This is a genomic window from Ensifer sp. 1H6, from assembly GCF_001976035.1.
In the GTDB taxonomy this organism is placed as follows: domain Bacteria; phylum Pseudomonadota; class Alphaproteobacteria; order Rhizobiales; family Rhizobiaceae; genus Ensifer; species Ensifer canadensis.
Window position 1 is genome coordinate 81,227 of record NZ_MOAI01000005.1, and the last position, 24,743, is coordinate 105,969.

Consider the following 24,743-nt stretch of genomic DNA (forward strand, 5'->3'; position numbering starts at 1 on the left):
ATGCTGCGATACATCCTCTGGCGCATCGCGGCGATGGTCCCGACCTTGCTCATCATTTCAGCGCTCGTCTTCACCATCATTGAGCTGCCGCCCGGCGACTACTTCGAGAGTTACGTCGCCGAGATCAGGGCGCAGGGCGAAGGCGTCAACATGGAGCAGATCGAGGCTCTCCGGAAGGAATACGGCTTCGATCAGCCGCCGCTGCTGAGATATGTTCATTGGCTCGGCGGCATGCTGCAGGGCGATTTCGGCTACTCCTTCGAGTACGAACTGCCGGTCAGCGCCGTCGTCGGCGACAGGATGTGGCTGACGATCCTCGTCTCGTTCGTCACCATCATCTTTACCTGGCTGATCGCCTTCCCGATCGGCATCTACTCCGCGACTCACCAGTATAGCTGGGGCGATTATGGGCTGTCGCTGGTGGGGCTGATTGGCATAGCCATTCCGAACTTCATGCTGGCGCTGATCCTGATGTACTTTGCCAATATCTGGTTCGGCATCTCGATCGGCCATCTCATGGACCAGAAATATCTGGCAGAGCCCATGAGTTGGGCGAAGGCGAAATCGATCCTCGAACATATCTGGATACCGGTCATCATCGTTGGTGCGGCGGGGACCGCCGGCATGATCCGGCGTCTGCGCGCCAACCTGCTTGACGAATTGCAGAAGCAGTATGTCGTGACCGCCCGCGCAAAGGGGCTTTCGCCAATGCGTACGCTGGTCAAGTATCCGCTCAGGATGGCGCTGAACTTCTTCATCTCGGATATCGGTTCCATCCTGCCGGCGATCATTTCCGGCGCGGAAATCACCGCGATCGTGCTGTCTCTCGAAACGACCGGCCCGATGTTGATCAAGGCGTTGCAGAGCCAGGACATGTACTTGGCCGGCTCGTTCCTGATGTTCCTCGCATTTCTGACCGTCATCGGCGTGCTGATTTCCGATCTCGCGCTCGCCATTCTTGATCCTCGGATACGGCTGCAAGGCAGGAGCACCAAGTGACGTCATTCCTTCCGGCGCCCGGCGAACCGCTGCCGCACTACGTATCGACAGCACCATTCGATCCCTATTCCGTCGAAGCGATGACGGAAGAACAGGTGCGGGTTAACCAGGCTTCGCAGCTGCGGCTAATGTGGTGGAAGTTCCGCCGGCACAAGCTGGCGCTGATATCAGGCATTTTCCTGGTCGCGCTCTACCTGATGATCGCGATCTGCGAGTTCCTCGCACCCTACAATCTGCACACGCGCAATGTGGATTACATCTATGCGCCGCCGCAGTCTGTGCACCTGTTCCACGAGGGGAAGTTCGTTGGCCCGTTCGTCTACGGGCGGACGATGGAACTCGATATGGAGACGCTGAAGCGCAACTACACCGACAACCTGCAGGACGTCGAGCCGATCCGCTTCTTCTGCCGCGGTGACAGCTACCGCTTCTGGGGCCTGTTCGAAAGCAATGTGCACCTGGCATGCCCGGCAAAGGACGGTCAGCTCTTCCTGCTCGGCACCGACCGGCTCGGCCGCGATGTCCTGTCGCGCATCATCTATGGTGCGCGCATTTCGCTGACGATCGGCCTTCTCGGCATTACGGTGAGCTTCGTGCTCGGCATCGTCATCGGCGGTCTCGCCGGCTACCACGGCGGTGTCTTCGATCTCATCGTCCAGCGCATCATCGAAGTGCTGCAATCGATCCCGAGCATTCCGCTCTGGCTGTCGCTGGCCGCAATCATGCCTGCGACCTGGAGCCCGATCCTGATTTATCTGGGTATCACGATCATCCTCGGGCTTCTCGACTGGACCGGGCTTGCCCGAGCGGTGCGTTCGAAACTGCTTGCGCTGCGCGAGGAGGACTACGTTCTTGCCGCGCAATTGATGGGCGCAAAGAGCGGCCGCATCATCGGTCGACACCTGGTTCCGGGCTTCATGTCCCATCTCATCGCCACTGCGACCATTTCCATTCCAGGGATGATCCTCGGCGAAACGGCGCTGAGCTTCCTCGGATTGGGGCTGCGCCCCCCGATCACCAGCTGGGGCATCCTGCTGACGGAGGCGAAAAGCGTGAGCGTCATCGCCTTCTACCCCTGGCTGCTATTCCCAACGATCCCGGTCATTTTTGTGATTTTGGCGTTCAACTTCTTGGGAGACGGGTTGCGCGATGCCGCCGATCCCTACAAATGAGGTTCGTTTCGACGCCGGCCGCAAGCCGGCGTCGCGAGTTTTGATTCGTTTTTTCCTGAGCGAAAGGTTTCTGGCATGACGCGGCGCTTAGAAGATGCCCGGATACTCATGTACAGCCATGACACTTTCGGGCTCGGCCACCTGCGCCGATGCCGCACGATTGCGCATTCGCTGGTGGAAGATTATCGGGGTTTGAATATCCTGATCATATCGGGTGCGACGATTGCCGGCGCCTTCGATTATCGCGCGCGCGTCGATTTCGTGAAGATTCCGAGCGTCATCAAGCTGCACAACGGCGACTACACGTCTCTCGATCGCCATATCGAGTTGGACGAGACGTTGAAGATGCGCCAGTCGATCATCCGTCACACGGCGGAAACCTTCAAGCCAGACATCTTTATCGTCGACAAGGAGCCGATGGGGTTGCGAGGCGAGGTCGAGGAGACGCTCACCTATCTCAAGGCCCATGGCACGACGCTCGTTCTCGGCCTGCGCGAGGTGATGGATGCGCCGCATCTGCTCGAAGCGGAATGGAAACGCCGCGACACCATGCGCAAGATCGAGCAGTATTACGATACGATCTGGGTTTATGGGCCGCCCGACTTCTACGACCCGCTGACGGAACTCGAGGTGCCGCCCGCCGTGCGCGAGCGCATGAACTTCGTCGGCTTCCTGCAGAGGAGCGTACCGCGCGAGGAATTGCCCGGTCACAAGCCGGAAGGCGACTATATTCTCGTCACCACCGGCGGTGGCGGCGATGGTGCCGACCTGATCCACGATTTTATTCACGCCTACCAGCAGGATCCGGAGTTGACGCATAAGGCGCTTGTGGTCCTTGGCCCCTATATGCCGGTCAAGAAGCGCGAAAAGCTGATCAAAAAAGGAAGCAAGATCCCTTTCATCAAGATCATCGAGTTCGATAATCGCATGGAAGAGCTGATTGCCGGCGCCAAGGGCGTGGTGGCGATGGGCGGTTACAACACCTATTGCGAGATCCTGTCTTTCGATAAACCGGCGCTGATCGTCCCGCGGATTCAGCCGCGCGAGGAGCAACTGATCCGTGCACGTCGTGCCGCCGAGTGGGGTCTCATCGACATGCTGCTGCCCGACGAGGCGGTGGATCCCTTGCGTTTCGCCGCCGCGTTGAAGGCTTTGCCGCAACGCGCGCCGCCGTCGAAAAGTTGTGCCAACGGCCTGCGGCTCGAGGGGCTGGTGCATATCTCCGAAATCGTAGGCGGGTGGCTCGACGAGCAGTCGAGTGAGCACCTGAGTATTGTCAAGAAATCGAGCTGAAGCATTGCCAACGGACCGCAAGATTGCCGTCATTCTGAAGGGATATCCGCGCCTTTCGGAAACCTTCATTGCGCAGGAATTGCTCGGACTTGAGAAAGCGGGGCATGAGCTGGTCCTGATCGCGCTGAGGCGCCCGACCGACGGCAAGCGCCATCCCGTGCATGACGAGATCCGCGCCGACGTGCACTATCTGCCGGAGTACCTGCACGAGGAGCCATTGCGTGTCCTCAAGGGTCTGGTGCGTTCGCTGCCGAAGCCCGGATTCTGGAAGGCGCTTGGGCTGTTTGTGAAAGATCTGGGCCGGGACCTGACGCGCAATCGCTTCCGCCGTTTCGGGCAGGCGCTGGTTCTGGCATCGGAATGGCCGGGCGATCCGCGCTGGCTGCATGCCCACTTCATCCACACGCCGGCTTCCGTCACAGCTTATGCCAGCGTCATCGCCGGTACGCCCTGGACGTGCTCGGCGCATGCGAAGGATATCTGGACATCGCCCGACTGGGAGCTTTCCGAAAAGCTCGGCCGCGCGCGCTGGACGGTGACCTGCACCCGGACCGGCTACGAGCATCTGCAGAGCCTGACCTCGCAAAAGGCCAGAGTGCATCTGAGCTATCACGGCCTCGATCTCGAGCGTTTCCCGCGTTTCGACGGCGAACATTCGAGCCGCGACGGTTCCGATGAGGCAGACCCGGTGCGCATCGTCAGTGTCGGCAGGGCGGTGGGCAAGAAGGGCTACGATGTTCTCCTTCAAGCTCTAGCCCTCTTGCCTGAGGATCTTCACTGGCGCTTCGAGCATATCGGCGCCGGCGAATTGACAGCAAAGCTCAAGGTCCTGGGTAGCGAGCTCGGTATCTCGGACAGAATTGCCTGGAAGGGTGCGCTCGATCAGACCGACGTGCTCGCCCACTATCGCACCAGCGATATCTTTGCGCTCGCCTGCCGGGTGACGGCAGATGGCGACCGTGACGGACTGCCGAACGTGTTGGTCGAAGCGTCGAGCCAGCGGCTCGCCTGTGTGTCTACGGCAATCTCGGGCGTGCCGGAACTCCTGGTCGACGGAGAAAACGGTCGTATCGTGCTCTCCGAGGACGCGAAGGCACTGTCTCTCGCCTTGGAACAGCTGATCCGCGACCCAGAGGGTCGCCGCCGGCTGGGCGCTGCCGCCGAGAAACGGGTGAGGGCGCACTTTGACCACCACTCCAGCATCGAACAACTGACGACCCTGTTTGCAAACGAATGGAAAGCGGCGTGATGCGGCAGCGGCGGGTCTTCTTTTATGTCCAGCATCTGCTGGGGATCGGCCACCTCGCCCGGGCAAGCCGCATTGCCAGCGCACTTGCCGCCGATGGTTTCGACGTCACGGTTGTCACCGGAGGCACGGCCGTTCCCGGCTTTCCAAGCGCCGACCTCAAACACGTAGCCCTGCCGCCGGTTGTTGCCGGCGACAAGGGGTTCTCCGGCCTGGCGGACGAAACCGGAAATCCGGTCGATGATGACTTCAAGGACCGCCGACGGAAGATGTTGCTTGACGCTTTTCGCACCTGCGACCCGGATGTCGTGATCTTCGAGGCGTTTCCGTTCGGTCGCCGCCAGATGCGGTTTGAACTGATGCCGCTGCTCGACCTCATCGAGGCATCGAGCCCGCGCCCACTGGTGGCGACATCCCTTCGCGATATCCTGCAGGAGCGGACGAAGCCCGGCCGTGCCGAGGAGATGCTGGATCTGGTACAGGAGCATTTTGACCTTGTACTCGTGCATGGGGATCCCGCCTTCGCTCGGCTTGAAGAGACCTTCCCTTACGCGCAGGAGATCGCCGACAAGGTTGCCTATACCGGTCTGGTCGCGGGCGATCCGCCGGCGCCGCCGTTGGAGCGTTTCGATGTGCTGGTCTCGGCCGGTGGCGGCGCAGTCGGCAAGGAGCTGATTGGCGCCGGTCTGGAATCTGCGAAGCTCCTGCCGCCGGGGCTGCAATGGTGCATGATTACCGGGCCAAACCTTCCGCAGGTCGACTATGACGCATTCGAGGCCGCCGCGCCTGGCAATGTGAAGCTGTTCCGTTTCCGGCAGGATTTTGCCAGTCTGCTTTCGGGTGCGCGGCTTTCCGTCTCGCAGGCCGGCTACAATACGGTGTGTGACATCATTCGCGCCGGTTGTGCGTCGCTGCTGATCCCGTTCACGGCGGGCGGGGAAACGGAGCAATCAACGCGTGCGGTTCGACTGGAAAAGCTCGGGCTTGCCGGTGTCCTGCCGGAGAGCGAGGTAACGCCGGCCCGATTGGCGCGCGACGTTGAAACGCAGCTCGCACGGGCCAAGCCCACGATGCCGCCGCTCGACCTCGAAGGCGCCGCCCACACGGCGGCGATCCTGCGTGAGCGGCTTTCGCAAGTGGCGGTCAAACCGTCCCGATCAGCATGAACCTTGTATATTTCTTCGTCGGCAACGCACCGACGAAATCGAGCGTCGCGAGTTTCGCCTGGTCGGCGAAAGCATCGACGGACTCGACGCAGTTGATGTGCGTCGGTTCGCTGAAGTAATCGTTCGACTGCAGGAGAACACGTGTGCCTGATGGGATCAGCGCAAGCCAGCTCCGCAGATCGGCGATGTGCTCGCAACTCGTGTTGACGATCAGGTCGGCGTCGAGGCTTGCGTAGTCGATCGCATACATGTCGGCCGTGATGGCCCGGAAACGATCGGCAAAGGTCGCGTTGAGGGTGCGGGCGACAGCCTCGACGGAGGCGTCAATGTCGTAGCTCTCAGCCATTGCGATTTCGAAGCGACAATCCTCAAGCAACATCGCCGAAAGGATGCCGTACCACCCGCCGAGAACGACGATCCGCTTATAAGACTTGCCCGCCGCTTGCAGCAGCGTGTCGCGAGCCCAGAGCTTGCAGGCAACCTGCCTATGATTGAAGGCATTGGCTATATCGGCGTCAGGGTGTCTGGCAATCACCTTGGCGATGCCATCGATCAGCGGGCTTCCGGTATAGGCGGCGATACCGCGCGTCAGGTCGAAAGCGTTTTCGTACCAGTCGCTCGCAGGAGTAGGGGGATGGCTGGTGTGTTTCATGCACTCGTTGTAAGCTGGCAGACAATCGAGTGCAATATGGGCATTTTTCGTTCCCCACGCCTTGATCCGCCGCAGGGAGGCATGAGCGCCGATCTTGAAGGTGCGTTCAGGCGTCCATTGCGGTTTTCTCGCGCTCCTGCATAATCTAATAAACCGGATTCGAAACCGGATCAGATTTTTGCCGAAACGCCTTCGCGACCGGCCGCCCGTGGCAGTTCAGTCGGAAAGGACCACAAGCAAGCATATCGTGGCCGGGTATCGGTGGCTGCCCGCGCCGCAAACAACGCAGTGTTCAATAAGGTCTCGTTGCCAGAAACATGGAACCACGCCTCTCCCGCTACATTTGGACTCATACGCGCAAGGACCAGCTCTGGATCCTGTTGGTCGTGGCGTTCTCGATGGTCCCCTACTTCCTGTCCTTCGATCTGCCCAAGCAGATCGTCAACGGACCAATTCAGGGCGACGGTTTTGACAGCCCGGAAGCGACGCAGGCGTTCCTGGCGATCTCCTTTGACTTGCCCTATCTCGGGACGATCAATCTTTTTGACGGCTTCCAACTCGGTCGCGAAGGCATGTTGCTGGCCCTGAGCCTCGTGTTCCTGCTGCTGGTTGTCGTCAACGGCCTCTTCAAATTCTATATCAACACCTTCAAGGGGCGGCTCGGCGAGCGTCTCCTGCGGCGGATTCGCTTCGAGCTTGTCGATCGCGTTCTGAGGTTTCCACCGACGCATTTCAAACGGGTGAAACCGGCCGAGATCTCAACGATGATCAAGGACGAGGTGGAGCCGCTCGGCGGCTTTACCGGCGATGCCTTCGTGTCGCCCGCACTGCTTGGCGGTCAGGCGCTGACGGCGCTGATCTTCATCCTGCTACAGAGCTTCTGGCTCGGGCTGATCGCCTCTGTTATCGTCGCCGTTCAGGCGGTGATCATCCCGCGCATGCGCAAGCGGTTGCTCGTCCTTGGCCGCGAGCGCCAGCTGACTGCGCGCGAATTGTCTGGCCGGGTGAGCGAAATCGTTGACGGCATCGGCACGATCCGCGGCCACGACACCTCCAATCTCGAGCGCGCCGACATCGCGTCGCGGCTCGCGCGCATCTTCAAGATCCGCTACGACCTCTATCAGTGGAAATTCCTGGTCAAGTTCATCAACAATTTTCTCGCCCAGGTGACGCCGTTCATGTTCTATTCGATCGGCGGCTATTTCGCGCTTCAGGGCCGCCTCGATATCGGCCAGCTTGTCGCCGTCATCGGCGCCTACAAGGACCTGCCCGGGCCGCTGAAAGAGCTCATCGATTGGGACCAGGCGCGCCAGGACGTGCAGGTGAAGTACGCCCAGGTGGTCGAGCAGTTCAGCATCGAACCGCTGCTCGATCCCAAGGTCCACGCCCTCGCAGCGGCAAGTCCGGCGCCGCTGAACGGCTCGCTCGCGGCCGTCAACCTGACGGTGACCGATGATGGTGGTGTGACACTCCTCGACCACGTCTCGCTGCAGGTGCAGCCCGGCGAGGCGGTCGCACTCAAGGCCGGCGGGGAAGTTCTGGCAGAGGCCTTCGCTCGACTGATCTGGCCGGCTGGCGGTCGTGTTGTCATCGGCGGTCAGGATATACTGGAGATGCCGGAGTCGGTCACTGGCCGGCGGATTTCCTATGCCTCCTCAGACGTGTATGTGTTTCAGGGCAGCCTTGGCGACAACCTGCTCTACGGCTTGAAGCACGCGCCAATGACCGAGGTCCGGTATGAAGGCGAAAGGGCGGCCCATCGCAAGTGGGAGCTGGTCGAAGCCAAGCTTGCAGGCAATCCATCCTTCGACGTCAACAGCGATTGGGTCGATTATCAGGCAGCCGGGGCGACCGGACCAGACGATCTTCTGATCAAGATCAGGCCTGTCCTTGATGCTGTCCTCCTGACCAATGACGTTCTGGCGCTTGCCGTGCGCTCCACCATCGACCCGAACCGCAATGCGGCCTTTGCCTCTGGTATCGTCGAGATGCGCAGCGCGCTTCGGGAGCGCCTTGAACAGGAAAAGCTCAGCGATCTCGTGGTGTTCTTCGAGCCCGGCTCGTACAACATCGAAGCGACCATCGGCGAAAACTTGCTCTTCGGCACGATTACCGATCAGGTGATGTGGGACGGTGCGCTCGAGGGACACCCGTTCTTCAAGACCGTGCTTCAGCGCGTCGGCTTGCGTGACGTCTTCTACGAAATGGGGCTGGAAATCGCCGAGAACGTCGTCGAACTGTTCCGCGACCTGCCGCCGGATCACCCGTTCTTCCAGCAGTTGACATTCATGACGGCCGAAGAAATTCCTGTTTATGAGGCGTTGCTGCAAAAGGTCCGTGGGCGACCACGCGCGGACGTTGCCGAGGATGACCAAGTCAAGATCATTCGGCTGTGCTTCGGCTACATCGAGCCTCGACACCGCTTTGGTCTCCTGACCGACGAACTGATGTCCAAGATCGTAGCTGCCCGGCGCGAGTTCGACGAGGGCCTGCCGACGGACCTCGCCGGCATGATCGAGCACTATCGTCCGAACCGCTACATCGCGTCCGGCAGCATCATCGACAACGTGCTCTTCGGGCGCATCGGTCACAAGCACGCCGATGGATCGGAGAAAATCCGGGCGATCGTGCGCGATCTTTTCGAAGCCGTTGGCCTCTATAACGAGGTGCTGGCCTTCGGCTTCGAATTCAATGTCGGCGCCGGCGGCAAACGCTTGACCGCAGGCCAGCGCCAGAAGCTTGACCTGGCCCGCGCGCTCATCCGCATCTGCGACTTCTATATCTTCAACCAACCGCTGCTGGCGCTCGACCAACGGGTCCAGGAGCAGGTGGTCCGAAACGTCTTTGCGCTCTTGCGGCAGGGCGGGCGCAATCCGGCAATCGTCTGGGTGGTCGCAAATCCGGCGGTGATGGAACTGTTCGATCGTGTCGCCGTATTCGAAAATGGCCGACTGGTTCGCGACAACGAAACGGAAGTGGGGGCTAACGAAGGACCCGACTATAAGGAAATGGCATCTTGATGTAATATTAATGTCAGGGCACCAGCATAAGGTCCCGCGGCAACGCGGGAGGCAGGTCGCCCCGGCTGGATACTCGGAGAAACGGATTGTGATGTTGCTCAAGGATGAAGTCGAAATGCTGCGCCGGATAACCCTGTTTTCAGGATTGCCGCCTGCAAAATTGAAACTCCTTGCCTTCACCTCTGACCGGGTCATGTACAGCGCCGGGGAGGCCCTTTTCTATCAGGGCGATATTGGCGATGCCGCCTATGTCATTCTCTCAGGCAAGGCCGACGTGCTGGTGACGACTGCAAGCGGGCCGCTGAAGCTTGCGGAAGTGGAACAGAATTCGATCGTCGGCGAAATCGCCATTCTCTGTAACACCCCGCGCACGGCGACCGTGCGCACCACGACACCGCTGGAAGCCCTGCGCATCCGCAAGGACGACTTCCTGAAGCTGCTGGCCGACTTCCCCGAAATGGCGGTGGAAATCATGCGCGTGCTCGCTGACCGCCTCAGCCAGACGACGGCCGAACTTACGGAAGCGCGCAGCCGAAACGAGCGCATGGAAGCGTGAAATCGAACCGGCGGCGCCCGTCGTTGGCATGTCCTGGCCGCATGGAAGACCTTCGCAAAAACGATTCCGCTTGACCGGGATATGGGCTAGAGAAGCGCCATGCGTGCGATCACCTACTTCTGCAAGACCGTCCATTTCCCTGACAAGCCTGAGAAGAAGCGCTTCTTTGCGCGGCTTCAAAGCGGCGAGTGGGAGCCGTGCACATTTCAAAACATCGAGCGGCTGGTCGACGGCAACACGACCTTTGTCGATATCGGCGGCTGGATCGGCGTGACGCCCTATTGGGCAGCTCAGATAGCCGACAACGTCATTACGGTCGAACCCGACCCCGTCTGCTTCGGCATCCTCAAGGAAATGGAACCGCAGAACGAAGGGGAGGTCGCGCTGATCAATGCTGCACTTTCCGAGGATGACGTCCTGGTGCTGAACTCGGTCGGCGGATTTGGTAGCTCGGAGACCTCGGCGCTGATCGCCGACGACACGGGGCAGGCGATCAAGGCGAAAACGATCACGATTGCCGAACTGCAGTCGCTGGCGCGAACCGAGAAGCTATGCTTCAAGATCGATATCGAAGGCTACGAATACCGTTCCCTGGCCCAGTTCCGGGATATCGACCGCACGCGGACGACGGGCGTTTTGCTCGCCGTTCATCCGCAGATCCTGTTTGCGTCACTGAGCGGGCCGGCAATCGTCAGGGCATTGCGCACCGTCGTTGCCACCCTCGGGCTCGTGCGCAGCTTTCGCGGCTTCCGCCTCGACAATCCATCAGCGATATGGACTGCCCTCAAGAAATCCACCTTCCGGCGTGAATTCCGCGGGTTCGATCTACTCTTTGTTGCAAGGTCAGCGACCCGTAACGATGCGCGCTGAAGAGAAACAGTCGCTGACGTTCTGAGCCACGGCCGCAGCCAATACATGCCTTGTGGAAGCAGGACTTAGCTGAAAGGCGCTGAGTCCACGAATTAACCACGTCTGCAACAAGGTTAATTCTTGGTTTAAGAATGTTACTTCTGCTGGTATAAGCGGCTAGTTTCTATTTTCATTCCTCGGTTTTTCTGCTGTGCCATGAGAGCGGTCAGATGTCCTGGATGTATTTTGTTGGCGCAACCTATTGTATCGCTACGCTTTTCCTGTTGGCGATGACCTATCTGGAAGGTCTGCAGGCGCACGCGCCCTGGAATGTCTATCGTGTCGCCGGCATTGTGATCTGTATTTTCTGGCCGGTGCTCATTTTCTATCTAATGTTTAAAATTGTAACGAAAAGAAAAATTCCGCAGGGGTAAAGGTATTTCTGTGATGTTTTGATGACGTATTTTTGTCTTCCTGGAGAATTTACCATACAACCAGAAAACGCCGGCGGTTAACCCATGAACTCTTCATGCGGATTATGTTTCGGTTGTGATTGACCCGTGTGAAAGTTCTGAACATGTGCGGTTTTGGCGGCTATTTCGGTTCGGTCCGGGAAGCAGAAACCCTTCTCAAGAGGATGGTGACCGCGATCGCGCATCGCGGACCGGACGAGCATGGCACATTCGTGGCGCCGGAAGCCGGCCTCGGTCATGTCAGGCTCTCGATCGTCGGGCTTGGTGACGGCCAGCAGCCAATGTCAGATGCGACGGGCGAGCTAACAATCGCCTTCAACGGCGAGATCTTCAATTATGTCGAACTACGCGAGGAACTGCGCGCCAAGGGCCGGCATTTCCGGACTTCGAGCGACACCGAAGTTATCCTCCATCTCTACGATGAGATGGGCGAGGACTGCCTGTCCGTCCTCAATGGCGACTTTGCCTTTGCAATCTGGGACGCCCGCCGCCACCGAATGATGCTCGCTCGCGATCGCATGGGCGTGCGTCCACTTTTCTATACGACCAGAGGCGGCACACTCTACTTCGCATCCGAGATCAAGGCGCTGCTTCAGGTGCCCGGCATCGTAGCCGAGATCGACCCGATCGCGCTCGACCAGATCTTCACGCTTTGGGCGCCGATCGCGCCGCGGACAGGCTTTCGTGATATCCACGAGCTGGAACCCGCAAATTTCATGATCGCCGAGCGGGGGCGTCAGACGATCAGGCCCTATTGGCGTCTCGACTATCCGGATCGCGAGGCCACTTCACGCTTCGTCAATGAAGACGAAGCCGCCGACGAATTGCGGGCGCTGTTGAGCGACGCGACGCGGATCCGCATGCGGGCCGATGTGCCGGTCGGCTCCTATCTGTCGGGCGGTCTTGATTCCTCCATCGTCGCGGCGCTGGCGGCGGGTATGGCGCCGCAAGGATTGCGCACGTTCTCCGTCACGTTCGACAGCGTCGAGCACGACGAAAGCGCCTACCAGATGCAGATGGCCGCGGCCCTCGGCACGCAGCACAGCACCGTTGCCTGCCGTGCCGGCGATATCGCCAGGGTGTTCCCGGATGTGGTACGTTTTGCTGAAAGGCCGATCATCAGGACGGCGCCGGCGCCGCTCTATCAGCTTTCGGGCCTGGTGCGCGAACAGGGGCTCAAGGTCGTACTGACCGGCGAGGGGGCCGACGAGGTCTTTGCCGGCTATGATATCTTCAAGGAAGCGCGCGTGCGTCGGTTCTGCGGGCGTCAGCCTGGCTCGCACATCCGCCCGCATCTGTTCCGCAAGCTTTATCCCTATCTCCCTGGCCTACAGCAGCAGTCGGCTGAATATCTCGCCGCGTTCTTCGGGGCGGGAGACGTTGCGCTAGACGATCCGCTCTTTTCCCATCGCCCCCGCTTCAAGAGCACGGCGGCGACGAAGATCTTCTTCTCGCCCGATCTGCGCGCCAGCCTTGCCGGCTACGACGCGGCAGAGGAGCTGGCGAGCCGTCTGCCTCAGGATTTCGGCCGCTGGCATCCCTTGCATCAGGCTCAGTATCTCGAGGGTCGGTTCCTTTTGCCCGGCTATATCCTTTCGAGCCAGGGCGACCGCATGGCGATGGCGCATGGCATCGAAGGGCGTTTCCCGTTCCTCGATCATCGGCTGGTCGAGTTTGCGTCCGGCCTGCCGCCGGAGATGAAGCTCAAGGGGCTGGTGGAAAAGCACATCCTGCGCGAGGCAACCAAGGACCTGATGCCGGAAGCGATCGGCAAGCGCACCAAGCAACCCTATCGAGCACCCGATAGCCTTTCGTTCACCGGCGTCGGTGAACTCGATTACGTCCGCGAGGCAATGAGCCAAGACAGAATTGCCGCGGGTGGTCTCTTCAACCCGAAGGCGGTCACGAAACTCTACGAAAAGTGCCAATCCCAACCGGTATCCGGCTTCCGCGACAATGCAGCGTTCGTCGGAATCCTGTCGACACAGCTATGGCTGAAGACATTCACTGGCACGAGCATCCACGCCGCCCAGGCGGCCTGAACGACTGAGGAAAGGAAAGGAAAAGACATGACGGAGACGATCAAGGACAAGGTCAGGGCCTTTGTCATCGAGAACTTCTTGTTCGGCGACACGTCCTACGACCTTGCCGACACGGCATCGCTGATCGAGAACGATATCATTGACTCCACCGGCGTGCTGGAGCTGGTCGCATTCATCGAGGATCACTACGGCATCGCCATGGCGGACGCCGATATCGTACCGGCGAACCTGGATTCGCTCGCGCGCATCTCGGCTTTCATCGAAGCCAAATCTGGCGCGACGGTAGCGGCGTAAGCGACAACGGGTGAGGTCCACGCAGATGCGGTTCGAGCAATTCCTTATCGACAACGCCGCGGCGCATGCGGCGAAAACAGCATTGATCACCGACCGCAAGCGGCTGCGGTATGACGAGTTCGATCGGCTTTCGAGCCAACTGGCGGCCTCGCTTTCCAGGAACGGTGTCAAGCGCAATGACCGCGTGCTGGTGTTCATGGACAATTGCTGGGAAGCCGCTGTTTCGATCTTTGCCGTGCTGAAGGCAGGCGCGACCTTCAGTCCGATCAATTCGTCGACCAAGGCAGACAAGCTGGCCTACATCATCGGCGATTGCGAGGCAGCCGCCATCCTCACACAGGCAAAACTGATGCCGGTCGTGGGCGATGCCCGTGCGCTTGCCGGCGATGCGATGCTGTTCGTTGCTTCCACGGCGGCGCCCAACGGCCAGGTGCCTGCGGGTGCCACCGCATTCGACACATGCCTGGAAGGCGAGCCGCAGCCGGTTGTCCACGGCGGGATCGATGTTGACCTGGCGATGCTGATCTATACCTCCGGCTCCACTGGGCGCCCGAAGGGCGTGATGATGACACATCGCAATATCGATGCGGCGTCCGGATCGATCACCACCTATCTGCGCAACCAGCACGACGACATCATCCTCAACGTCCTGCCGCTCGCCTTCGACTACGGCCTCTATCAGCTGCTGATGGCGGTCCGGCTCGGAGCGACGCTGGTTCTCGAAAAGTCCTTCGCGTTTCCGCATGCGATCTTCGAGCGCATTCGCGAGGAGGGTGTCACCGGATTTCCGCTCGTGCCGACGATGGCGGCGATGATCTTGCAGATGCGCGATCTGGAGCCGGGTTTTCTACCCAGCCTTCGCTATCTTTCCAACACTGCCGCGGCGCTGCCGCCGGCACATATTGCCCGGCTAAGAGAACTCTTTCCCGGCGCGCGGCTCTACTCGATGTACGGGCTGACGGAATGCAAGCGCTGCACTTATCTGCCGCCCGAAGAACTTGATCGTCGGCCGGGCTCCGTCGGCATCGCCATCCCCAACACCGAGGCCTTTGTGGTCGACGATGAGGGTAAGCGCGTTCCGCCGGGCGTGCCCGGCGAACTCGTCATCCGTGGCCCGCACGTCATGCAGGGCTATTGGCGCAACGATGCCTCGACCGAACGCATGCTTCGGCCGGGACCGCACCCTTGGGAGAAGGTGCTCTACACCGGCGATCTGTTTCAGGCCGATGCGGAGGGCTTCCTCTATTTCGTCGGGCGCAAGGACGATATCATCAAGACCCGCGGCGAGAAAGTTGCGCCGAAGGAAGTCGAGACGGTCCTGCATTCCCATCCAGGCATTGCGGAAGCCGTCGTGCTTGGTGTGCCCGACCCGGTTCTCGGCCACGCGATCGCGGCACTTGTCGTGCGCTCGGACCAGACGCTCAGCGACAAGGACATCATCCGTCATTGCTCGCGCCATCTGGAGGACTTCATGGTCCCGAAGGTTGTCGAATTTCGCATCGAGTTGCCGAAGACGGACACGGGTAAGGTTAGCCGCCGACTTGCGGCCGAGACGATGGAGCCTGCAGAATGAACATTCGCCCGACCCAGGACACGGCTGCGTTTTCGGCCGAAACGCTTGATATCGACCATGCGGCTGAAACCGACCGCATCGTGGCAGGGCTGCGTGAGCAGCTGCGTGGAATGAAGAAGCGCGGCCTCGTGCTAGGTCTTTCCGGCGGCATCGATTCCAGCGTGTCTGTCGCCCTGGCTGTGCGAGCTGTGGGTGCGAAGAACGTCTTTTGTCTGTTCATGCCCGAGAACGACAGCGACCCGGAAAGCCTGAGGCTCGGCCGTCTGGTCGCCGAAACCTTTGGCGTCGATGCCGTGGTTGAGGATATCGGGCCGATCTTGCAGGCAATGGGCTGCTACGAGCGTCGCGACGCCTTCATCCGCCAACTTGTTCCTGCCTACGGCGAAGGCTGGGCATCGAAGATCGTGATCGCCAACGCGCTCGAAGGTGAGGGCTACAACATCTCGTCGCTGGTGGTCCAGGATCCACAGGGCAAACAGACCAAGCTGCGCATGCCGCCGCCTGTCTATCTCGGTATCGTTGCCGCCACCAACATGAAGCAGCGCACGCGCAAGCAGATCGAATATTACCATGCCGACCGGCTGAATTTCGCCGTCCTCGGCACGCCGAACCGGCTGGAATACGACCAAGGCTTCTTCGTGAAGAACGGCGATGGCGCCGCCGACGTCAAGCCGATAGCGCATCTCTACAAATCGCAGGTCTACGCGTTGGCGGCCTCTCTCGGCATTCCCGAGGAAATCCGCCGCCGCCCGCCGACGACGGATACCTATTCGTTGGAGCAGACGCAGGAAGAGTTCTATTTCTCGCTGCCCTACGACCGCATGGATCTATGCCTTTATGGCCTCAACAACGGACTGGCGATCGAGGCGGTTGCGCAGGCTGCGGGCTTGACGGCAACGCAGGTCGATCGCGTCTGGGCGGATATTGCCGCCAAACGCAAGGCGACGCGCTACCTTCATCTCGGGCCGCGACTCGTCCAGACCGTTGAGGAGATTGCTGACTGATTGGCATAGGGTGCGATGGCCAATCCGGCCGCATCGGTCAGTCGAAGCGGCCGCCCATAAGTCGGCTCCAATGTTCGCCGGCCAACCCGTTTATAAATCCTTGCGAATGGCGGAACGCCTGAACGAGTTCGTCGTCGCGCGAGTGGATCACGGTTGACGCCATGTGCACAAAGGCGATGCGACGACCGAGCATGGCCTCAAGGAGAGCTGGCTGCGTCCGACCACGCAGACCCGCGACACCGCGCGCGGCTGCGTGGTCGATCAAACAATCGATGACGGGGCCGGCCTGTCCGGGAAGGGCGAGGATCTGCAGCACGCGGCCGATATCGCCGGAGCGAGCGTGATAGGCAAAGGCGCCGACGACGGTTCCGGTGCGCGCGGTGACGGATGCGAAGATTGCGCTACCCTGATCAGGTTTTTGCACCGCGTCTGCGAGGATGTTGTTGAGCTGCCCTTCCGCCCAATCCGGGCGCAAAGGGAATTGGGCAGTGAGCGGACCGACGAGATCGGCGAAACCGCTTCTGTCGATTTCACCAACGCGAAAATTTGCCTGTCCCGTTCCGCTTTCGGGGACGGCCGACCAGCGCCGCTCCCCGCGACCCATCCTGTTGCGATAGAAACGATCAAACGCATGCGCGAGCGGATTGACCAGCCGAGCGAGCTTGATCCGGTGCTCGGCGACGCTGAGCGTGAATGCCGATGGCCGGATGACACGCACCCAATCAAGACTGTATTGCGGCAGTACGATACCGCGCAGTTTCGTCCACATCTGAGTCGATACTTCGCTTGCGGTCTCGCTGAACGACAGATCCTGTGGACCCGCGAGGAAGGCCTTCAGCAACCGTGCACCCGCCATCGGATCGCTTTCACGATCCTCGGCCATAAGGGAGCCGCATATGGCGGCTCGCAACGGCCGACCGTTAAACGTCATCGGCAGCGCGTTAACGCCAACGAAACCGGAGATGCGGCCGTCGCCGTTGACGTGGACGAGGGGCCGAATCTCGCGATCGCAGCCAGGTGCGTCCAGGTAGAGCTGCCGCATATAGTCGACGAGCGCAGCTGGCGGCTCCGTCTGATCCTTGCAGAAAACCCTCTGGAACATTCCAGCGATCGCAGGAATGTCTGCGGGTTCAAGCGGCCGGATGTTACTCATCGTTCCTCGTTCCCGGCACCCGCCGCAACGGATGCTTGAGCAACAAGTTTCCTGACGATGGCGACGCGTGGCCGGCCTTCCACATCGGTGGCGAAGGTGACGGCCTCATAGGCCTTGGTGCGGGCGAGAAGGGCGGATGCCTGTCGATCCTGGCCAGCGCCGAACTCGAAGAGCAGCCAGCCGCCCGGTTTCAGGAAAGCCACAGCATCGCGGATGAGGCGCTGATGGATCGAGATGCCGTATGGGCCGCCATCGAAAGCTTCCCGCGGTTCGGCTTCAAGCAGGTGGGCGCTGTCACCTTCGAGCCGAGATGTCGAAATATAGGGCGGGTTGCAGACGATCATGTCGACCGAGCCCTCGAGATTGTCGTCGGCCAGCGCACCAAACAGATCGCCCTGTCGTATGGTGACGCGATCGGCGACGTTCAGGCGAGTGACGTTTCTGCGGGCCAGCGCAACGGTGCTATCGGTCAAGTCCGCACCCCAGACGCGGGCGGAAACGACATCGGCCGCAAGCCCGAGCGCCAGGTTTCCGGAGCCGCAGCACATGTCGATGACGGTTGCGCCGGATGGCCGGTCATGCAGGATCCTTGAAGCCGTGCGTCCGAGCAGCTCCGTTTCTTCTCGTGGCACCAAGACATCGGGTGCCAGTTCGAGTTCGACGTCCATGAAACGGTGCAGACGCGGCGCCTCGCCGCTTGCCTGATCATCCTGAAGGGGATTGTTGTTTTGCGGCACGGCCTCTCCTTCATGCGTCGATCGATGGCTGCACGATCCACACTACTGCAATCAGGTAAACGGAAGCTAAAATGCAATTGATGCGGGAGTGTTAACCGCGCAATCATTTCTAAGTGCTATTCTTTGCGATGATCGGAAGCGTGTGCTCGGCTGTTGCGGCAACGCCCATCCGGCATCGGACGCACATTTCGTCGGATTGTTGTCAAAGGCAGATCGGGATGGCATCGGAAGGTCTCAGAGAACCGGGCGCGCACAGACCGTTCCTGTCGATGATCATGTCCTATGCCGCCTCGGGCGGCAGCCTCATCATTGGATCCGCTGCCCAGCTTCTGACGTTCGCGATCCTCGCACGTTGGCTCGGCGTTCATGAGTTCAGTGTCTTCGTGGCGATCACGGCGGTTGCCAATATTGCCGTGCATCTCTGCGGGCTGGGGGCGATGGAGTGCCTCGTGCGCCGCGTCGCACGCGATCGGAGCATGTACTCTCGCATGCTCGGTCACAACGTCATCTTGACCGCCATCAGCGGCATCGTTCTGGTTTTGCTTGGCGCGATTGCGCTGCCGTTCTTCTTCACGCTGTCAGCTGACCCGGCTACCAACATTGCCGTGATTACGCTGATGCTGATCACCAACATCATCTTCGTTCGCGTCATCGTGCTGACGGAGCAGATCTTTCTCGCTCACTCGAATTTCGCATCTGCCAACAAGGTTGTCGTCGGCTTCGCCATCGCCCGCACCATCGCCGCGGCGCTCGCCTGTATCGTCTTTGGCGTGGCGACCGTTGCCTCCTGGGCGGTCTGGCAGTTCGTATGCCATGTGCTTGTCGCCATCGGTTGCTGGTATGCCGTAAAGGGCCTTGGCCGGCCCGTCTATGGGATCGTGCGCGAAGAGCTGCCGCAGGGGCTCTACTTCAGCATCCCCTTCATTCTGCGCGCGGTGCGCCAGAATGCCGACCTGCTCGTCCTGAGCCTCGTTGCCTCCGCAGAAGTGATGTCGAGCTATAGCGTCGCGCGGCGCATGCTGGAGAGCAGCTATCTCTCGGTCGAGGCGCTGAACCGGTTGATTTATCCCGGTTCGGCCAAGGCAACGGCCTCCGGCCTGCACCATGCCTTCGAGCGGGTACGCAAGGTGCTCGTTGCTGCCACTTCGATCAGTATTGCGGCGGCGATCGCGGTCTTCGTGCTTGCGCCGGTCCTGCCTTACCTCTTCGGCAAGGACTATGTCTCGTTGGTGTCCTTCGTTCGAATTCTCTGCTGGGTCGTCGTGCCGATTGCCATGTGGTCGGTCGCAATGGAAGCGCTCGGAGCATCCGGGCATCACCCTGCGCGTGCCTCTGTTATGGGTCTCGGCAGCGTCCTTGGCGCTGCGTTGACAGCGTGGGCGACTTGGTATGCGCCACCTGCGGGCACGTTCATCTCCTTCTATGTGATCGAGATCGCGATGGTCATCGTTTCCTGGAGTGTCTTCCTGCGCTTCGTCCGGCGCGACAGGGAGGGAGCGGTTGAGCACGTCGTCCCGGCGAGGATGGCGCATGAAGGCTGAGCTGAGGGAACTGGAAACTGCCACAGCCATCGGGCATCGCATGCAGCACCCGGGCCGCGTGAGACCGATGGAGCTGGGCGATATCCCTGCAGTTAGCTCGCTCTTCAGCAAGATTTTCCGCAAGCGCGACATTGAGCCAAGTGGTGACCTCCGGCAGTATCTTGAAGCGGTCTTCTTCGGCAGTCCGCTTTACTCTCCCGAGCATGGCAGTATCGTCTACGATGACGGCACCATCGCCAGCGCAATCCTGGCATTGCCGATGGAATTCTCGATCCGCGGTCGCCATACCGTCGGCAAGCTTCTTTGCGCGTTCATGTCAGACGGCAAGGCGGGTGCCGTTGGTGCGGCATGTCTCGCTCGTACGATGCGCTCCGCGCGCCAGGACATGTGCTTCTCGGATAATTCGTCGCCGGTGAGTGCGGACCATTGGGTTGCCGGGGGCGGGGTCGTGCTTCCGATACAAAGCCTGGAGTGGCAGCGATCGTTTCGACCGGCTACCAGCAGCGCCATTCGTGCCAGCCGTCAATTTCCGGCATTGGGTTCGAAATTGGTGCTCGGTGTCCTTGGTGCATTCGACAGGGTGTTGCGCTGGCGAAGACCATCCGTCAAACCCACCCCGGCTTCAGGATGTATGACGAAGGTGATCGGGGCCGGCGAGTTTCTCGGTTGCGCCCGACCGATGATGGAACGGTTTTCGGTCAGGCCCGTTTGGTCAACCGAGGAGTTCGATTGGCTCGTCGCGATCGCCGGTAAGAACCAAGGCCTCGGTGAAGTGCATTTCCGACAAGTAACGGCGGATGGAAGAGCGATTGGCGTTTTCCTCTTTCTTGGCAGGGCGAACAGGACTGCGACGGTTCTGAATGTGCTTTGCCAACCGGGTCGGGAGTTTGAGGTGACGGCCGAGATGTTTGCCTGCCTCGACCGCGAAGGTTACGCCCAGGCCACAGGCGCCGCACAACCATTTCTGATGAACGCGATCTCGCGCCAACGCTGGCTGACGTTCCGCCACCGTGGCTATTTCTGCATGGTAACGCGCCATGGAGATCTCAAGGACGCGGCATTGCGCAACGACCTCTATATCGGCGGTCTGGCATCCGAAAGCTGGAGCCGGTTGCTGACGGACTTCTAAGCGTCAAGGTAAACGGCTGCCGGGCCGATTAACGGAATTTTCACCGTACAACTCTAATCCTTCATTGGAGATACGAGACGCGCAAGCCGGCGATTTTTGCGTCTTGAAGCGGGCGTGAGGGATGCGGATGTATAGGCCGAACGAGCCCCGACAACAAAGGTCGCCTCAGCCAGCGCACGGTCAACGTGCGATGGTCGGCGGCGGTTCGTTGCTCAACCTTCTGCCGACAGACGACGAGGACGCGCTCCCTCCTTTTGAAGAAAAGCAAGCGCCGCGAAGAGAGCCGGAAGTCCGGCGTTCCCAGGTGGTTGCGCGGGCACAGACCGAGACGCAGCCGACGCCGCATGTCGGTGGCCTGTTCTTCCCGCGGCTTCACCTCGTCAGCCAGATCGGGGTAGACGACGGTATTCGCTGGCTGCGCGACGGTATGCTCTGGATCATCGCCGCAGTGACGATTTGCACATTTGCGGCCCTTGTCTATGCAATGACTGCGTCGCCTCGATACACCGTCTACACGGATATCGTCGTCGACCCGTCCAATCTCAACGTTGTCAGCGACGATGTTTTTACAAGCAATCCGCAGCGTGACGCGCAGCTGTTGGAGGTGGAGAGCAAACTCCGGATCCTGACGTCACGCAATGTGCTGGCGCGGGTGATCGACGAATTGCAGCTCACGCGCGATCCCGAGTTCGTCAAGCTGGCATCCTTTGCATCGCTGCGCAACCTGTTTTCATCGAAGCAGGAACAAGAGGTCAACAACGAGCTTGCAGCCATGCGCGGGCTTTCGGAGCGCGTGGAGGCGCGGCGCGAGGAGCGTTCTTTCGTCGTCGTCATGAAGGTTTGGAGCGAGGAGCCGGCAAAGGCCGTGACCCTCTCGAACGCGATCGTCGATGCCTTCGAGCAGGAGCTGTTTCAGTCGGCGGCCGAAAGTGCAGGGCGTGTCGCCAAGAACCTCAACGCCCGGCTGGACGAATTGCGCCGCAACGTGACCGATGCCGAGCGGGCGGTGGAAGATTTCCGCAGGGTCAACGGCCTGCAGTCGACCAATGGTCAATTGGTCAGCAACCAGCTTTCCGGTGAACTCAACACCCAGGTCCTGGACGCACAGCAGCGCTTCATCCAGGCGGAGACACGCTACAACCAGATGAGTGCGGCAATCGCTCAAGGGAGAACCGCCAGCGCGTCGGAGTTCGAGTCCGAAAACATGACGAACCTGCGCGAGCAGTACAACTTGCTCCAGCAGCAGATTGCCTCGATGCAGCGCACGTTCGGCGAACGGCATCCCCGTCTGGTGTCGGCTCGATCCGAGCGCGCGACGATCGAGGGTGCGCTTGCCGACGAGGCCCGGCGCATTCTGGAGCGGGCCAAGGCGGACATGGATCGCGAGCAGCAGGCGCTTGAAGCCTTGCGCGGTAAGGCAAACGTCGAGAAGTCGAATGTCTTCACCGACAATGAGTCTCAGGTGCAACTGCGCGATCTGGAGCGCGATGCCCGTGCCAAAGCGGCGATTTACGAGACGCATCTTGCGCGCGCCCAGCAAATTACCGAACAGCAGCAGATCGATACGACCAATGTGCGGGTGATCTCGCGGGCGTTGCCGCCCAACGCACGCACGTGGCCGCCACGTACGGTGACCCTGCTGGTCGCCGGCGCTATGCTCGGCCTTTTCCTTGGTGTGTCGGCAGCGATCGCCCTCGGCCTGTGGAGATATATTCGCCGCCCGCAGCCGGCGACTGCCTGACGGGAGCGCGCCAATGACGAGCGCCGCCTACGCCGAAACCAATGCCGCCGAAACGCTGCGGCTGCGTGTCGGCACCGTCCTGTTCATCACGACGTTTCTGTTCTTCTGGATATCGATCACCCCGTTCGTCGACCTGACGGGAGCAGCAGTGCTTGATCCGTCGGCCGGTAATTCGAACCGATTGAACCAGATCGTTTCTCTTTTGTTGTTTACGGGCATGCTCGGTTACGGCCTATGCCATCCGATGCGAAATATCATCCTGCAGCCGCGGCCGCTGCTTGCAGTGCTGTTTACCTGGTTCCTTTTCGTATCGGTGATCTCAGCCCACCCAATGCTTGGGATCAAGGGCACCGTTCTTGCCATCATGGTCACGGTCAATGCCAGCATCTACCTGCTGTTGCCCGCCAGCGAACGGCATTTTGCCAAAATGCTGGGCATCGGTACGCTCATCATGCTCGGCGTTGCCTATTACGGCATCGCCTTTAAGCCGATGCTCTCTATTCATCAGGCGTCAGAACTGCGCGAGCCCATGAATGCGGGTCTATGGCGCGGCCATTTCCCGCACAAGAACAGTGCGGCCGCCGCGATGGTGATCGCGGCCTTCTTCGGGCTTTTCGTCATGAATAGCTGGTCGCGATTGGCCGGGATCGCCATCGTGCTGCTGTCGTTCAACTTCCTCATCCATACCGGCGGCAAGACCTCGACCGCGATGCTGCCGGCGATCCTGTTGCTTGCCTGGATATTCGAGAAGATCCGTCTCCTGCGCATCCCGATCGTCATCGGTGGCGTCGGGCTGTTCAATCTGTTTGCCGTCGGATCAGCCGTATTCATGCCGCTCAGCGAGTTCATCACCGAACTTGGCATCGACGCGACGTTCACCAACCGGGCGGATATCTGGCGCTTCGCGTTCACCGCGCTCGCCGAGCAGCCTATCACCGGCTACGGTTTCAAGGCATTCTGGCAAACGGAAGAGCTGGTCCACAGCGGCGGAGCGATCGAGACCTGGGCGGTGGCGGCTGCCAACGGCCACAATTCCTATCTCGACATCGCCTTGATGACGGGCTTTCCCGGGCTGCTGCTCACGGTGTTGTGGATCCTCATCCTGCCGCTGCGCAATATTGCCCGCATGGCGTCCGCCGAGCAGCATTCACATCTCACGCGGCTCTTTACGCGCGTCTGGCTCTATACGATCTTCAACGCCGGCCTTGAGAGCTTGTTCTACGAGGGCGGCAACCTGCTGTGGTTCACCTTCCTGTTTTCGCTCTACGGTCTGCATTTGCAGGCCCGCGCGGTCCTTGCCTTGCCGTCTCAATCTGCCGAAAAAAGGGGCGTGGCCTATGCCTGAGTTTTTGCAAAAGGTTGACGGCCTTGTCGACCGGCTGGCAAATCGTCTGATCTGGCGCCTTGCTCAGAAGAAGCTCGCCGTTGCGACCGACGTTCCGCTCGTCTCGTTCACCTTCGACGATGTGCCTGACAGCGCCTTGCACCAGGGTGCCGAAATCCTTGAACGGCACGGCGTCCGCGGCACATTCTACATTGCCGGGGGGCTCGAAGGGCGGGTTGAGCCGGATCGAACCTTGATCACCGCTGCGGGTTGTGAGGCTCTCTCCAAGCGCGAACACGAAGTCGGCTGCCACACCTTCAGCCACAGCAAGATAAGACGTCTCACCGGGGGGGCGCTTGCGCGCGACCTCGACCGAAATGCGGACTATCTGGCAGCCAGTGGCGTCGCTGAGCCGGCAAGGAACTTTGCGTTTCCCTACAACGCCGCCTGGCCGATGGCACGCAGGGAATTGGGGCGGCGCTACCGAACGTGCCGGGCCGCAGGGGAGGCGATCAACCGCGGTGCAGTCGATCCAATGATGTTGAAGGCGGTCGAGATCCGCCAGCCCGAGGCGCACGCTCTTGCGCTGACCCGCTGGATCGATGACCTCGTCGCGCAGCCGGGATGGCTGGTCTTTTTCACGCACGACATCGCGCCACGACCGACGCCTTATGGCTGCACGCCGGAGACGTTCGAGCATCTGGTCCGCTATGCGGTCGAGAAGGGATGCACCGTCCTGCCGGTCGACAAGGCACTCGATCGGCTTGGCGGATGAGGAG

Annotated in this window: 21 protein-coding genes; 18 read left to right on the forward strand and 3 right to left on the reverse strand. The window is 60.5% G+C overall.

The features are described 5' to 3' along the window. From BKP54_RS07715 to BKP54_RS07735, 5 genes are all read left to right on the forward strand, one after another. The gene (locus BKP54_RS07715; protein WP_025428531.1) at positions 1-999 is read left to right on the forward strand and encodes an ABC transporter permease; all 999 of its coding nucleotides are present in this window, start codon (positions 1-3) and stop codon (positions 997-999) included. Next, positions 996-2,171 (forward strand): ABC transporter permease, encoded by a 1,176-nt coding sequence (locus BKP54_RS07720; RefSeq protein ID WP_025428532.1) that lies wholly within the window; start codon positions 996-998, stop codon positions 2,169-2,171. The genes BKP54_RS07715 and BKP54_RS07720 overlap by 4 nt, the downstream gene beginning before the upstream one ends. A gap of 75 nt (positions 2,172-2,246) precedes the next feature. Beyond that, a complete protein-coding gene (locus BKP54_RS07725; protein WP_025428533.1) occupies positions 2,247-3,464 on the forward strand; it encodes a glycosyltransferase family protein in 1,218 nt (405 codons plus the stop codon). Between the two features lie 4 nt (positions 3,465-3,468). Beyond that, positions 3,469-4,713 carry a glycosyltransferase family 4 protein gene (locus BKP54_RS07730; protein ID WP_025428534.1) on the forward strand — a complete coding sequence of 415 codons (1,245 nt, stop codon included), beginning with the start codon at positions 3,469-3,471 and terminating at the stop codon, positions 4,711-4,713. Further along, entirely contained in the window at positions 4,713-5,876 is a 1,164-nt protein-coding gene (locus BKP54_RS07735) for a glycosyltransferase (RefSeq protein WP_128090385.1), read from the forward strand. The genes BKP54_RS07730 and BKP54_RS07735 overlap by 1 nt, the downstream gene beginning before the upstream one ends. Here BKP54_RS07735 and BKP54_RS07740 read toward each other — a convergent pair. Then, positions 5,854-6,528: a hypothetical protein gene (locus tag BKP54_RS07740; RefSeq protein WP_025428536.1), complete on the reverse strand. Its 675-nt coding sequence runs from the start codon at positions 6,526-6,528 to the stop codon at positions 5,854-5,856. The two genes, BKP54_RS07735 and BKP54_RS07740, sit on opposite strands and share 23 nt — an antisense overlap. 317 nt (positions 6,529-6,845) lie before the next feature. Between BKP54_RS07740 and BKP54_RS07745 the strand changes: the two genes are divergently transcribed. The 8 genes from BKP54_RS07745 to nadE all read left to right on the forward strand — a co-directional run bounded on the left by BKP54_RS07745 (position 6,846) and on the right by nadE (position 16,339). Continuing rightward, entirely contained in the window at positions 6,846-9,548 is a 2,703-nt protein-coding gene (locus tag BKP54_RS07745; RefSeq protein ID WP_057211311.1) for an ABC transporter ATP-binding protein, read from the forward strand. Positions 9,549-9,639: 91 nt separating this feature from the next. Continuing rightward, a complete protein-coding gene (locus tag BKP54_RS07750; RefSeq protein ID WP_025428538.1) occupies positions 9,640-10,104 on the forward strand; it encodes a Crp/Fnr family transcriptional regulator in 465 nt (154 codons plus the stop codon). A gap of 99 nt (positions 10,105-10,203) precedes the next feature. Then, positions 10,204-10,974: an FkbM family methyltransferase gene (locus BKP54_RS07755; RefSeq protein WP_057211309.1), complete on the forward strand. Its 771-nt coding sequence runs from the start codon at positions 10,204-10,206 to the stop codon at positions 10,972-10,974. Between the two features lie 209 nt (positions 10,975-11,183). Then, on the forward strand, positions 11,184-11,387 hold the full coding sequence (locus BKP54_RS07760; protein WP_084814341.1) for a hypothetical protein: 204 nt from the start codon (positions 11,184-11,186) through the stop codon (positions 11,385-11,387). A 143-nt stretch (positions 11,388-11,530) separates the two neighbouring features. Then, on the forward strand, positions 11,531-13,468 hold the full coding sequence (asnB, locus tag BKP54_RS07765) for an asparagine synthase (glutamine-hydrolyzing) (protein WP_025428541.1): 1,938 nt from the start codon (positions 11,531-11,533) through the stop codon (positions 13,466-13,468). Between the two features lie 27 nt (positions 13,469-13,495). After that, entirely contained in the window at positions 13,496-13,762 is a 267-nt protein-coding gene (locus tag BKP54_RS07770) for an acyl carrier protein (protein ID WP_025428542.1), read from the forward strand. A gap of 25 nt (positions 13,763-13,787) precedes the next feature. After that, positions 13,788-15,335 carry a class I adenylate-forming enzyme family protein gene (locus tag BKP54_RS07775; protein ID WP_025428543.1) on the forward strand — a complete coding sequence of 516 codons (1,548 nt, stop codon included), beginning with the start codon at positions 13,788-13,790 and terminating at the stop codon, positions 15,333-15,335. Next, complete coding sequence (nadE, locus tag BKP54_RS07780) at positions 15,332-16,339, forward strand: NAD(+) synthase (RefSeq protein WP_057211307.1); 1,008 nt, start codon at positions 15,332-15,334, stop codon at positions 16,337-16,339. Before BKP54_RS07775 ends, nadE begins: the two co-directional genes overlap by 4 nt. Positions 16,340-16,376: 37 nt before the next feature. On the opposite strand, the gene BKP54_RS07785 is transcribed toward nadE, so the two are convergent. After that, positions 16,377-17,492 carry a hypothetical protein gene (locus BKP54_RS07785; protein WP_025428545.1) on the reverse strand — a complete coding sequence of 372 codons (1,116 nt, stop codon included), beginning with the start codon at positions 17,490-17,492 and terminating at the stop codon, positions 16,377-16,379. Beyond that, entirely contained in the window at positions 17,489-18,160 is a 672-nt protein-coding gene (locus BKP54_RS07790) for a HemK/PrmC family methyltransferase (protein WP_084814352.1), read from the reverse strand. Before BKP54_RS07790 ends, BKP54_RS07785 begins: the two co-directional genes overlap by 4 nt. A gap of 287 nt (positions 18,161-18,447) precedes the next feature. On the opposite strand from BKP54_RS07790, the gene BKP54_RS07795 reads away from it, so the two are divergent. From BKP54_RS07795 to BKP54_RS07815, 5 genes are all read left to right on the forward strand, one after another. Next, the gene (locus BKP54_RS07795) at positions 18,448-19,770 is read left to right on the forward strand and encodes a lipopolysaccharide biosynthesis protein (RefSeq protein WP_057226718.1); all 1,323 of its coding nucleotides are present in this window, start codon (positions 18,448-18,450) and stop codon (positions 19,768-19,770) included. Between the two features lie 40 nt (positions 19,771-19,810). Then, entirely contained in the window at positions 19,811-20,899 is a 1,089-nt protein-coding gene (locus BKP54_RS07800; protein WP_128090389.1) for a GNAT family N-acetyltransferase, read from the forward strand. 127 nt (positions 20,900-21,026) lie between these two features. Beyond that, positions 21,027-22,640, forward strand: a complete 1,614-nt coding sequence (locus BKP54_RS07805; protein WP_084814343.1) for a GumC family protein — start codon at positions 21,027-21,029, stop codon at positions 22,638-22,640. A gap of 13 nt (positions 22,641-22,653) precedes the next feature. Further along, positions 22,654-23,985 (forward strand): O-antigen ligase, encoded by a 1,332-nt coding sequence (locus BKP54_RS07810; protein ID WP_084814344.1) that lies wholly within the window; start codon positions 22,654-22,656, stop codon positions 23,983-23,985. Continuing rightward, the gene (locus tag BKP54_RS07815; protein ID WP_057226709.1) at positions 23,978-24,739 is read left to right on the forward strand and encodes a polysaccharide deacetylase family protein; all 762 of its coding nucleotides are present in this window, start codon (positions 23,978-23,980) and stop codon (positions 24,737-24,739) included. Before BKP54_RS07810 ends, BKP54_RS07815 begins: the two co-directional genes overlap by 8 nt. The last annotated feature ends 4 nt before the right edge of the window (positions 24,740-24,743 follow it).